Annotated in this window: 13 protein-coding genes; 7 read left to right on the top strand and 6 right to left on the bottom strand. The window is 62.6% G+C overall.

Annotation, left to right across the window (positions count from 1 at the left end; all coding sequences use genetic code 11):
* Positions 1-393 precede the first annotated feature (393 nt).
* The 5 genes from rpmH (at position 394) to mnmE (ending at position 4,498) form a co-directional block, all read left to right on the top strand.
* Positions 394-528: a 50S ribosomal protein L34 gene (gene rpmH, locus NHH88_32125; GenBank protein USX17494.1), complete on the top strand. Its 135-nt coding sequence runs from the start codon at positions 394-396 to the stop codon at positions 526-528.
* Positions 529-654: 126 nt separating this feature from the next.
* Positions 655-1,056: a ribonuclease P protein component gene (gene rnpA, locus NHH88_32120; protein USX14215.1), complete on the top strand. Its 402-nt coding sequence runs from the start codon at positions 655-657 to the stop codon at positions 1,054-1,056.
* Positions 1,053-1,325 (top strand): membrane protein insertion efficiency factor YidD, encoded by a 273-nt coding sequence (yidD, locus tag NHH88_32115; protein USX14214.1) that lies wholly within the window; start codon positions 1,053-1,055, stop codon positions 1,323-1,325. Before rnpA ends, yidD begins: the two co-directional genes overlap by 4 nt.
* 11 nt (positions 1,326-1,336) lie before the next feature.
* Positions 1,337-3,046, top strand: coding sequence for a membrane protein insertase YidC (yidC, locus tag NHH88_32110; GenBank protein USX14213.1), 1,710 nt, complete (start codon positions 1,337-1,339; stop codon positions 3,044-3,046).
* A gap of 72 nt (positions 3,047-3,118) precedes the next feature.
* Positions 3,119-4,498, top strand: a complete 1,380-nt coding sequence (mnmE, locus tag NHH88_32105) for a tRNA uridine-5-carboxymethylaminomethyl(34) synthesis GTPase MnmE (protein ID USX14212.1) — start codon at positions 3,119-3,121, stop codon at positions 4,496-4,498.
* A 78-nt stretch (positions 4,499-4,576) separates the two neighbouring features.
* Here the strand turns inward: mnmE and NHH88_32100 are convergent, their stop codons facing one another.
* The 4 genes from NHH88_32100 to NHH88_32085 form a co-directional block, all read right to left on the bottom strand.
* Positions 4,577-4,999 (bottom strand): transcriptional regulator, encoded by a 423-nt coding sequence (locus NHH88_32100; GenBank protein USX14211.1) that lies wholly within the window; start codon positions 4,997-4,999, stop codon positions 4,577-4,579.
* Complete coding sequence (locus NHH88_32095) at positions 4,987-5,268, bottom strand: type II toxin-antitoxin system HigB family toxin (protein ID USX14210.1); 282 nt, start codon at positions 5,266-5,268, stop codon at positions 4,987-4,989. Before NHH88_32095 ends, NHH88_32100 begins: the two co-directional genes overlap by 13 nt.
* Before the next feature lie 276 nt (positions 5,269-5,544).
* Positions 5,545-6,522, bottom strand: coding sequence for an SMP-30/gluconolactonase/LRE family protein (locus NHH88_32090; GenBank protein ID USX14209.1), 978 nt, complete (start codon positions 6,520-6,522; stop codon positions 5,545-5,547).
* Positions 6,519-7,508: a GGDEF domain-containing protein gene (locus NHH88_32085; GenBank protein ID USX14208.1), complete on the bottom strand. Its 990-nt coding sequence runs from the start codon at positions 7,506-7,508 to the stop codon at positions 6,519-6,521. The genes NHH88_32090 and NHH88_32085 overlap by 4 nt, the downstream gene beginning before the upstream one ends.
* A gap of 388 nt (positions 7,509-7,896) precedes the next feature.
* Here NHH88_32085 and NHH88_32080 point away from each other — a divergent pair, with 388 nt between their 5' ends.
* On the top strand, positions 7,897-8,106 hold the full coding sequence (locus NHH88_32080; GenBank protein ID USX14207.1) for a hypothetical protein: 210 nt from the start codon (positions 7,897-7,899) through the stop codon (positions 8,104-8,106).
* Between the two features lie 4 nt (positions 8,107-8,110).
* On the opposite strand, the gene NHH88_32075 is transcribed toward NHH88_32080, so the two are convergent.
* Complete coding sequence (locus NHH88_32075; protein ID USX14206.1) at positions 8,111-8,716, bottom strand: Hpt domain-containing protein; 606 nt, start codon at positions 8,714-8,716, stop codon at positions 8,111-8,113.
* Positions 8,717-8,847: 131 nt separating this feature from the next.
* Positions 8,848-9,837 (bottom strand): CAP domain-containing protein, encoded by a 990-nt coding sequence (locus tag NHH88_32070; GenBank protein ID USX14205.1) that lies wholly within the window; start codon positions 9,835-9,837, stop codon positions 8,848-8,850.
* A gap of 188 nt (positions 9,838-10,025) precedes the next feature.
* Between NHH88_32070 and pssA the strand changes: the two genes are divergently transcribed.
* Positions 10,026-10,808 (top strand): CDP-diacylglycerol--serine O-phosphatidyltransferase, encoded by a 783-nt coding sequence (gene pssA / locus NHH88_32065; GenBank protein ID USX14204.1) that lies wholly within the window; start codon positions 10,026-10,028, stop codon positions 10,806-10,808.
* Positions 10,809-10,910: the final 102 nt, after the last annotated feature.

The following is a 10,910-nucleotide window of genomic DNA, read 5'->3' as shown; positions in this document are numbered from 1 at the left end:
GAATCTTATCTATTCTCTACTGCTGATGAGGGTGTGGACCGGGGCTGTTGCGCCGCGGGTTCGCCACACGTAACGCGCTATTCTACTCTCGCTCGCTAAAGTTATCCACAGGCACGCCGCTTATTTTCGCACTTTCGGCTGAGCTGGAATCGCCGGCAATCCGGATCTGTTGTTGACAAGCAGGGCCGAAATGCTGATAATTCAGGGTTCCCCGCCCGTATTCCGTGTTTATTCACTTGAACGTCAATATGGAGTAAGCGTGGATTAGCGGGCGATGAGATGGACCCAGCTGTGCCGGTAGCGTTGGCATGGGTGCGCGAAGTGTCATTGGCACCAAAAATTGACGGGCGCTGGCCCGATTTTGTATTTTTTTCTGCTTTTAGCGAGACCAACATGAAACGTACTTACCAACCTTCCGTCGTGCGTCGTAAACGCACCCACGGCTTCCGCGCTCGTATGGCTACCCGTGGTGGCCGTGATGTGCTCAACGCACGTCGCGCAAAAGGCCGCAAGCGTCTGGCTGTATAAGCCACCTGCTTGTTAGCTGATCGCGTGGAAAGCTGTATTTCAAGCGGCTCGACAGGCGAAGGTTCCCACGACTTCGCGCGCGTTCGGCGTATCGTTAAAACGGATGAATTTTCATCCGTTTTTCGTTTGCGCCCCACGCAAAAAAGCGCGCATTTCGTGCTCTACACCCGTCTGAACGAATTGCCGCATGCGCGGCTGGGCGTCGTGGTGGCCAAGCGCTTTGCGCCCCGGGCCGTCACGCGCAACACGATCAAGCGCGTCACCCGCGAGCTGTTCCGCGTGACCGGCCTGCCCGCCATCGATTGCGTGGTGCGCCTGGCCAAGCCGGTCAACAGCAAGGACGGTCCCGCCACCACTGCGGCGCTCAAACGGGCGCTGCGGGTGGAATTGGCGCGCCTGTTCGCCGCGCAGGCCAAGTTGTCCGGTCGGCAGGCGCAGACCTCCGCGTCCGCGCAGCCCGCTGCAGTATCGGCAGCGCCGCCGGCGGCCTTGCCTTCGGCTACGACGCCTCCACTTACGCCGTCATGACGAAGTTGCTCCGCTTCCTGCTGCGCGCCTACCAGCTGACCATCAGTCCGCTGCTGGGGCCGCGTTGCCGCTTCTATCCAAGCTGCTCGAATTACGCGCTGGAAGCGTTGCAGGTGCATGGGGCGGGCAAGGGCAGCTGGCTGGCCGCCAAACGCGTGTGCCGCTGCCATCCGTTCAACGACGGCGGTTTCGATCCGGTGCCTCCGAAGGACGCGCCGGATGCCAAGAATTCCTCTTCAACGACCGCTTGCGGTTGCAACCACTCCTGATAAATACCCTAATGGATATCAATAAACGTACCATCCTGTGGATCGTGTTTGCCGTGTCGCTGGTAGTTCTATGGAACAACTGGATGGTCTCGACCGGCCAGCCTTCCATGTTCGCCCCGGCACCGGCCCAAACCGCCAAGGCGCCCGAGGCGAAGAAATCGGAACTGCCGACCGCCGCCGCAGCCGGAGCAACCGCCGGCGCCGCCGCATTGCCGGGCGCGACCGCCGCGACCGGCGCCGACGCGCCATTTAAGAGTGAGCGCATCACCGTAACGACCGACCTGTTCAAGGTCGACATCGACACCCTGGGCGGCACCATCCGCCGCCTGGAACTGCTCAACTACAAAGACGGCGTCGACACCCACAAGAATCAGGTGCTGTTCGACATCGACAGCGCCACCGGCAAGACCTATCTGGGCCAGACCGGCCTGATCGGCGCGCCGGGCCTGCCGAATCACACCACCGGCTTCGTCGCCAAGCCAGGTCCGCGCACGTTGGATAGCGCCAACCAGGTGCAACTGGTGCTGGAATCGGAGCAGGGCGGCGTCAAGCTGACCAAGACCTTCACGTTCAAGCGCGGCGACTACGTCATCGACGTGCGCCACGATGTGACCAACGTCGGCACCGCACCGGTCAAGCCTGAGCTGTACCTGCAACTGGTCCACGACGGCAACAAGCCTGCCGGCGACTCGTTCTTCAACAGCAGCTACACCGGCCCGACCCTGTACACCGACGCCGACAAGTACCACAAGCTGAAGTTCGAAACCCTGGAGAAGGACGCCGAGTCCGCCGCCAAGTCCGGCAAGGACATGATCCAGGAGCATCCAACCAAAGCCGACAACGGCTGGGTCGCGATCTCGCAGCACTTCTTCGTCTCGGCCTTCGTGCCGCAGGATAAGACGCCGCGCACCATCTTCACCAAGAAAGTGACGACCAACCAGTACGCGATCGGCACCATCCAGCCGCTGGGCACCCTGGCGCCGGGCGCCACCGTGTCGAACACCGCCAAGCTGTATTCCGGTCCGCAGGAAGAAAAGCTGCTGGAAAAAGTCACCCCTGGCCTGGAACTGGTCAAGGACTACGGCATGCTGACCGTGATCGCCAAGCCGATCTTCTGGGTCATGGTGCATATCCACCAGGTGCTGGGCAACTGGGGCTGGACCATCATCGTCTTCACGATCCTGATCAAGCTGCTGTTCTTCCCGCTGTCGGCCGCCGGTTACAAGAGCATGGCCAAGGTCAAGCTGGTCACGCCGAAGATGCAGGCCATCCGCGAGCGCTACAAAGGCGACCCGGCCAAGATGAACCAGGCCACGATGGAACTGTACAAGGCCGAGAAGATCAATCCGCTGGGCGGCTGTCTGCCGATCCTGGTGCAGATGCCAGTCTTCATCGCGCTGTACTGGGTGCTGCAGGCGTCGGTGGAAATCCGCGGCGCGCCGTGGATCGGCTGGATCACCAACCTGGCCGCGCCGGACCCATGGTTCATCCTGCCGGTGCTGTACGCGATCTCGATGTACATCACCACCAAGCTGAATCCGGCCCCGGCCGATCCGATGCAAGCGAAGATCATGCTGTTCATGCCGCTGGCGTTCTCGGTCATGTTCTTCTTCTTCCCGTCCGGCCTGGTGCTGTACTGGGTGGTCAACAACGTGCTGTCGATCGGTCAACAGTATGTGATCACCAAGAAGTATGCGACGCCGGAGCCCGCCAAGGCGTAATCCTTAGCGTTTAGTGTTGCCAGAAAGCCCGTGTTGATCGCGGGCTTTTTTTATATCCTCTACAATTAGCCCATGAATATCGACTCCTCCCCCATCGCCGCCATCGCCACCGCACCGGGACGCGGCGGCATCGGCGTCGTGCGCGCCTCCGGCAAGAATTTGCAACCGCTGATCGCCGCGCTGTTCGGCGCCACGGCCTTGAAGCCGCGCCACGCCACCTACATTCCGTTCACGCAGGCCGACGGCGCCATCATCGACCAAGGCATCGCCATCTGGTTCAAGGGACCGAACTCGTACACAGGAGAGGATGTGCTGGAGTTGCAGGGGCATGGCGGACCGATCGTGCTGCAACTGCTGCTGGCGCGCGTGCTGGAGGCCGGCGCCGAGCTGGGGTTGCGGCTGGCCGAGCCGGGCGAATTCACGCGCCGCGCGTATCTGAACGACAAGCTCGACCTGGCGCAGGCGGAGGCGGTGGCCGATCTGATCGACGCATCGACCGAGGCGGCGGCCAAGTCGGCGTCGCAATCGTTGTCGGGGGCGTTTTCGAAGACGGTCAACAAGCTGGTGGAGGGCGTGACCGGTTTGCGCATGCTGGTCGAGGCGACCCTGGATTTCCCCGAGGAGGAGATCGACTTCCTAGAGAAGTCGGATGCGCGCGGGCAGTTGGCGGGCATCGTCAGCGCGTTGGACCAGGTGTTCAAGCAGGCGGCGCAAGGCGCGCTATTGCGCGAGGGACTGAGCGTGGTGCTGGTTGGCCAGCCTAACGTCGGCAAATCGTCGTTGCTCAATTCGCTGGCCGGTTCCGACGTCGCCATCGTCACGCCGATAGCCGGCACCACGCGCGACAAGGTTACCGAAACGATCCAGATTGAAGGCATCCCGCTCAACATCATCGACACGGCCGGTATCCGTCATGCGGACGAGACGGTGGATGTGGTCGAGCGCATCGGTATCGAGCGCACCTGGGGCGAGGTCGGCAAGGCGGATGTGATTCTGCATTTGCTGGATGCCGACCACGGCCCGTCGCGCGCGGATGAAAACATCGTCGCGGCATTCCCTGAGGGCGTGCCGGTGCTGCGCATCTGGAACAAGATCGATTTGTCGGGGCACAAGCCGAGCGTGGATGCGATGCCGGATGCCACGCACGTGTATCTGTCGGCGCACGAGAACATCGGCATCGACCTGCTGCGCAAGGAACTGCTGCGCATCGCCGGCTGGCAGCAGACGGGTGAGTCGCTGTACCTCGCGCGCGAGCGGCATCTGATCGCGCTGAAAAACGCCGGCGCGCATCTGGAGCGGGCAGGGGAGCACGCGGCGCAAAACGATCAGTCTCTGGATTTGTTCGCGGAGGAATTGCGCCTGGCGCAGGCGCAGCTGTCGAGCATCACGGGCGCGTTCTCGTCGGATGATTTGCTGGGAGTGATCTTCAGCCGGTTCTGTATCGGCAAATAAACTCCGGGGTCAGGTCCGCCATTGCTACACGGGCTCAAGTGTATCGGTTAGCCGGGTAGCGTTACCTTGCCTCTGCCTCTACAAAAAAGCGGCGGCGGGGATGTTGAAACGTGCGGACAGTTCTTTGATCTGACGCACGTTGAGCTCTCGCTTTCCACTCAGCACTTCTGAGACTACGCTCTGCCCACCAATCTCGGGCAACTCGGATTGAGAGAGCTGATGCTGCTCCATTAAAAAGCGGATCATCTCGACTGGAGAGACATGCTCGGCGGGATATGCCCGATCTTCGTAATCCCCGATGAGGTTTCCTAAGGCGTTCACTAGATCGGCAAGCGGATGCTTCTCATCGGCGGCGCCAGCATCTAAAAGGCGATTAAGTGCAGAGATAGCGTTCTCGTAATCCTGCTCGCTATGAATGGCGCGCAGTGGCACAAGCGACGACAAGGCTTGATAGTGGGAGGTGATTTCTGCTACCACTGCTTGGTCCGTCAGGGCTTCCATTTGTTGTACTCCTCATGGGTAAATACATGCCGGATGTACAGCTTCTGGTGGGGAAAGCTGATCCCAGCGATGATGCGGTACTTATTTCCGCCAACGTCAAAAATATAGTGGTCGCCGGCTTTGTCCACGGCGTTGAAGGTGCTTTTAATGTCGGCGAAGTTCGAAAACGAGCGAGACTCAATGATCTTCCTCCACGTCTGCATCGGCAAGCGCGCAGGTGGATGAATTGTCGAGAAGTCGACCAGCGCTTTGTTGGAAATAACTCGCATGCTCCAGAGTATCGCAATTTGCGATATTTGGCTGATTTATCTCATTTCGGAGTGTGGGTTGGGACGACCTGGGCCGTCGACGGAGCCTGTCGGATTACGCTGCGCTAATCCGACCTACGTGTTTTAGATTTGGATTCGGGTTGTGGCCGCAGATATGGGGTTCGAAGCGCGTTCAGACTTTGGTTCGGGTTGTGGATCAGCTTTTGATTTGCAGCGCGGGCCAGGTCTGTTTCAGATCCCGGCCCGGATAGTGGTTCAGATTTGTTTGCCGCGCGATCAGTATGGCAACCCGCTCACGTTCAACGCGATCTTCCACACCGACCCCGCACCCGTGATGAACAAGGTCTTGCCATCGGCACCGCCGAACGCGGCATTGGTGACATTCGCATCCACCTTGATCGTGGCGATGTGCTTGCCCTGCGGCGTGAATACGCGGATGCGCTTGTCCGTGTGCTCGGTGACGTAGACGTTGCCTTGGCAGTCGATCGCCATGCCGTCCGGGATGCCCAGGCCATTGACCAGGTCGCGTCCCTTGCCAGGCTTGCCGTCGACGATGGCGTACGCGCGCAGCACGCCTTTTTCGCCAACCATACCGTTCACATACAGTACGTCCCCTGCCGGCGACAGCGATACGCCGTTCGGATTGGTGAGCGTGTCGTCCACCACGGTCACCGTGCCGTCGGCCGCCACGCGATAGACGCGCGTCTTGTCCTGCCCGCCCGGCGCGGCGTCGCGCTGGAAGGCCGGGTCGCTGAAGTACAAGGTGCCGTCGGCGGCCAGCGCCATGTCGTTCGGCGAGTTGAAGACGTTGCCGTTGTACTTGGTCACGACATCGCTGCGCTTGCCATCCATCGTGTAGCGCGACACGCTTTTGTACTTGTGCGTCGCCGCCAGGATGTTGCCGTGCGCGTCGACCGCCAGGCCGTTGCTGCCGCTGTCGGCGATCAGTGTGGTGACCTTGCCGCTGGCGTCGAGCTTCTGGATGCGCGACGGGAAGCCCGGACCGAACGTGAAGTCCGAGAAATACAGCGCATCCTTGATCCATACCGGACCTTCATACAGCCCCGGCTCCGAGCGGGTCGGGTTGGCGGCGACGATGCGCTGCGCGGTCAATTCGCCGGAGGGCGCGGCGCCGGTGCAGGCGGCCGGCGCGGCGGCGGCGGCGAAGGCGGCCGGGGCGCCAAAGGCCACCAAGGCAGTGGCGACGGCGGCGGAAAAGATCGATGCGAAGCTAAAGGCAGGGCGAATTTTCATGCGTTGGTTTCTTCCAGTTTGTGAACGATGACGCAGTCGCGTCCGGCGTGTTTGGCGGCGTACAGGCAGCTGTCGGCGGCGGCCAGCATGGTTTCGGCGGTGCACAACCGGTCCTTGACGAAGCTGGCCACGCCGATGCTCATTGTCACATACGGACGCATCGCTGCGGGTGCGTGCGTGACCTCCAGTGCGGCGATGCGCGCGCGGATGCCCTCGGCGACCAGCGCCGCCTGCTCCGGCCCGGTGTCCGGCAGCACGGCGCCGAATTCCTCGCCGCCGTAGCGCGCGGCCAGATCGGCCGGCCGCTGCAGCATGGCGGCGAACGCTTCCGCCACCAGGGTCAGGCAGGCGTCGCCCTGCTGGTGGCCGAAGTGGTCGTTATACGCCTTGAACGAGTCGATATCCATCAGCAGCAGCGACAGCTGGCCGCCGTTGCGCTGGGCGCGCCGCAGTTCGCGGTCGAGCGCGACGTCGAAGTGGCGCCGGTTGGCGATGCCGGTCAGCCCGTCCACGTACGATTGCGCGCGCAGCGCCTCGGCCTGGCCGCGCAGCTGGCGCTCGCGGCCGACGGTGCTGCTGATGTCGCTCACCTGGATCAGGCAAAACCGTTCCTTGCCTTCGGTGAACGGCGTCACCGATACAGACTGCTCGATGCGCTCGCCGCCCCAGGTACCGGTCGGGAACAGGGGGAAGGGCGAGCGGTTCAGTCCCGGCGACAGCTGCTGCGGCGTTTTGCTCTGCATCGCGCTGTGCACGGCCTGCTCCAGCCGCTGGCCGCGCAATTCGGGAAACACGTCGAACAGGTCGCTGCCGAGCACGCGGTGCGCGGACTGGCCGGAGTGGCTGGCCATCCATTGGTTCCACAGGACGATGCGCTGGCCGGCGTCGAGCACGATCAGGCCGAGGTCGGCGAGCGCCAGCGCGCGGGCGGACAAGTGGGAGTGGCCCGCCGTCGCAGGCGGGGAAGCATGAACAGTTTCAGACATTCGAACTTTCCAGGCGGGAATGATAATGGTGTAATGATTATAAGCCGCGCGGCCCGGCACGGGGTCGTCGAAGATGCCTTGGAGCCACAATTTCGTGGTGACTCACTATCATTTTCGACTTTTCAATTAAAAAATATTTATCCCCTATGAGCGCCCTCGGGAGCGCGCTGCGCATCGCTGGAGAAGTGTCGTTTGGGCGCATTTTTTGCCGATCCGGCCGCTGTGGCCGGTCCACCGAACCTGCTATGATTGATTCGTCGCAGAAGAGTGTTCGGTTTCCAACACATGGCTCGAAACCGGCACGGCCTTGAGAATTCTCATGCTTGAGATATTCCGCTGAAGTAACCTTGCAACGTTGACTTGGGCACTGCCTGGAACGGAGGGGATCGTGGAACCGACACAAGAAAGCGTACCGGACGACGGCGGCGGCACGGCGCCCCCTTCGATGGCGGCGCCCGTTTCGCCGGCCCGCACGCGGCAGATGTTGCCGCCCAAGGGCTCGTGCTGGTACTGCGAGAAGCCGCTCGACAACGTCAAACGTTTCTGCGACAAGGAATGCGCCGACGCCTTCGACGAAGAGAAAGAATATACGCGCTGAGGACTTAGCTCTTCGCCGCCTGCAGCACCGCCAGCGCCGCCTCGAAGTCGAACTGATGCGCCGCCTCGGTCACCTCCTGAAACACCGCCACTCCCAAGCTTGCCGCGAGCACCGTCGCCGAGTGCTCCAGCACATCGATCGCCGCGCCGTCGCCTTCTTCCAGCAGCCTGGCCAGATGCTGCACCAGCATGCGCGTCTCCGGGGGATGCTGGCCGGCGGCCGTCGGCTCCGCATGCGGTTGCTCGTCGGCCGCGCTCAACTCGGCGTCGATCGCGCCCATCAGGCAGCGCAGCGCGTGCTCCAGCTGCGCCAGCGGCCCCATGCACAGTGCCGCCGGTCCCGCGCAGGCTTGCTCCAGATTGGCTGCCAATAGATACACCTGCTGGGCGCCGATCATGCCGGCCGCTCCCTTGAGGGTATGGATGATGCGTTGCCCGCCAGTGGCGTCGCCGGCCGTCAATTCGTTGCGCGCCTGGTTGGCGCTGTCCTGATAGCGTTGCCGGAAGCGGCGCAGGATCTGCAGATAGAGGGCGCGGTCGCCCATCAGCTGCTGCAAGCCGGTTTCCACTTGCAAAATATGGCCCTCGGCGTGAACCGGTGAGGCAGGCATGCTGGAAAGTATCATGAGCGGTGCGTTATCGCGGATCGGTGGTTGGTCGGAAGCCGTACGGAACTATATCGAAGCCGTACCATAGCAGACCTTACCGGCCGCAACAACGCGTCGACCGCCCTCGCACGCGGTCACTGCCGGGTGGTGAACGACCAGGTGCGCGGGGCCGCCACGCCGTTCACCGTGCCGTCGAAGCTGACATCGTAGACGGTGCCCCTGCGAAGCGGCGCCAGCGGGATGATCGCGGCCACCTCGGGCGCGGTACGCGAGTCGGTTGCTCTGCTGAGCAGAAGCGTATTCAGCGCCGCGCCGCCGCGCGGCGTGATGGTAAAGCTGCGCACCACTACGCCGGCGCCGCCCCGGCCGCTGTCGGAGTGGACGCTGACCGGGTAACCCACCTCGTTCTGATTTGGCACGGGATCGGGCGATTCGGTATCGCTGAAGAAATTGATCGGGATGTTGGTCTGGTTGTTGACCGGGTAGTTGACCAGCCTGCCCGCGCCGATGCCGGCGCCCAAACCGTTGGTAGCCGTCAGGTCGGCGGTGAAGTAGGTGTAGCCGCCGGCGACCGTGGTGGCGCCGGTGCCGACTTCCCTGAAGACGGGCTCGAACATCACGAAGCGGTGATAGATCGCGGTGATCAGTTCCTCCGCCTGGTAAAAGCCGGAGGTGTCCGTCGTGGCGGAGATGACTTCGCCGATGGCGAAGCCGTTGGTGGTCAGCACATAGCCGGCGCGACTTAGCCGGTCGGTCAGGTTGACGCCGGTAAAGCCCGGCGCCCCCACAGTCTGGTCGTGGCTGACGGTGTTGTTCAGGCGCAGATAATTGGAATGTCCCAGCGCCGCCGCATCGACCTGGCTGTTACGCGTCAGCACCGACAAACCCAGCTGGGCGCGCCGGTAATTGAGCCAGTTGAAGCCGTCGAGGGCGGTGTTGCCGGTCAGCGTGGGCGCGCCTGGTTCCTGCGGCAGCGAGGTGGTGGGGGGAACCGATGTCACTGGCGCGGTCGCGCTATTGCTTTCCCCTCCTCCGCCACCACAGCCGGCGAGCAGGGCGGCGATAAGCACCATTGCCGCCGGCAACGGGGAAAAGGGGAGTTGCCGGTGCTTATGATCTGCCATGTTTGAAACTCCTGTGCGTGTGGGCGTTTTGCCCGGACTGGCTACAGCGATTTTAAGCCAGTTTGCTCGATTGCGGCACGCAATATGCTAGTCGGGCCGCCCTGTACGGGACGGCTTGCGTAAAATGGTAAGCTAACCGTTCAGCCAGCCGCCCGTTGGCGACGCATGCTTAACCTGGAAGTCGTCATTTGAAACCTATCAATCAAGCGCGCGTTCGGCGCGCCAAGTTCGCCTTGCCCAGTATGGTGACCCTGATGTCGATCGCCTGCGGCTTCGGCAGCATCGTCATCTCGGTCGACAACGCCCTTGTCGGGTCCGCCGAGGACTACCGGTTGGCGGCCATCTTGCTGGTGCTGGCCGGCGTGTTCGACGCGCTCGACGGCTTTGTCGCGCGCGCCACCAACACCGCGTCCGAGTTCGGCATGCAGCTCGACTCCATCGCCGACGTGATGAACTTCGGCTGCGCGCCGGGGCTGCTGCTGTATTGCTATGGCTTCGTGCAACTGGGCGTCGACCATCCGACCCTGCTGCGGGCCGGCGGCATCGCCAGTTTCTTCTTTGTCGCTTGCGGGGCGCTGCGGCTGGCGCGTTTCAATGTCAGCGTCGGCCGGACCGACCCGCGCTATTTCGTCGGCATGCCAATCACGGCGGGGGCCGCCTGCGTGGCGTCGGTGGTGGTTGCCTGGCCGGACCCGGCGGCCACCACCTGGCACGCGATTCTGGTCGTGCTGCTGTTGTTTGTGGTGGGCACGCTGATGGTGTCGACGGTGCGCTTCCCGAGTTCCAAGCAGAAGAAGAGCTGGGGCGCGCTGGTGCTGCTGGTGGTGAATCTGGGATTGCTGGCGTGGTTGCAGGCCGCCTACTTCGTGCTGTTCTTTGTGGTGTATATCGCCTTCACGCTGGCGCTGAACCTGGCTTGGAAGAGGGGCTGGAAGGGGATCGCGCCGCCGGTCGTGTATGACGACATTTGAGCGCGGTACGTGACGCGCCACCGGGGCCTGCGACTGTCAAAAAAATCTGATCCGCGTTTGCGGCGGCCTGCGGCCACCGAAAAAATCTAAAACACGTAGGGG

Source organism: Oxalobacteraceae bacterium OTU3CAMAD1 (genome assembly GCA_024123915.1).
In the GTDB taxonomy this organism is placed as follows: domain Bacteria; phylum Pseudomonadota; class Gammaproteobacteria; order Burkholderiales; family Burkholderiaceae_D; genus Rugamonas.
The sequence above is the reverse complement of the archived record's forward strand: the minus strand, read 5'-3'. Positions and strand labels throughout refer to the sequence as shown.

Bases quoted from the DNA above. Each gene is read 5' to 3' on its own strand.
- rpmH (USX17494.1), top strand. From the start codon at position 394: ATGAAACGTACTTACCAACCTTCCGTCGTGCGTCGTAAACGCACCCAC.
- yidD (USX14214.1), top strand. From the start codon at position 1,053: ATGACGAAGTTGCTCCGCTTCCTGCTGCGCGCCTACCAGCTGACCATC.
- yidC (USX14213.1), top strand. From the start codon at position 1,337: ATGGATATCAATAAACGTACCATCCTGTGGATCGTGTTTGCCGTGTCG.
- mnmE (USX14212.1), top strand. From the start codon at position 3,119: ATGAATATCGACTCCTCCCCCATCGCCGCCATCGCCACCGCACCGGGA.
- NHH88_32100 (USX14211.1), bottom strand. From the start codon at position 4,999: ATGGAAGCCCTGACGGACCAAGCAGTGGTAGCAGAAATCACCTCCCAC.
- NHH88_32095 (USX14210.1), bottom strand. From the start codon at position 5,268: ATGCGAGTTATTTCCAACAAAGCGCTGGTCGACTTCTCGACAATTCAT.
- NHH88_32090 (USX14209.1), bottom strand. From the start codon at position 6,522: ATGAAAATTCGCCCTGCCTTTAGCTTCGCATCGATCTTTTCCGCCGCC.
- NHH88_32085 (USX14208.1), bottom strand. From the start codon at position 7,508: ATGTCTGAAACTGTTCATGCTTCCCCGCCTGCGACGGCGGGCCACTCC.
- NHH88_32075 (USX14206.1), bottom strand. From the start codon at position 8,716: ATGCCTGCCTCACCGGTTCACGCCGAGGGCCATATTTTGCAAGTGGAA.
- NHH88_32070 (USX14205.1), bottom strand. From the start codon at position 9,837: ATGGCAGATCATAAGCACCGGCAACTCCCCTTTTCCCCGTTGCCGGCG.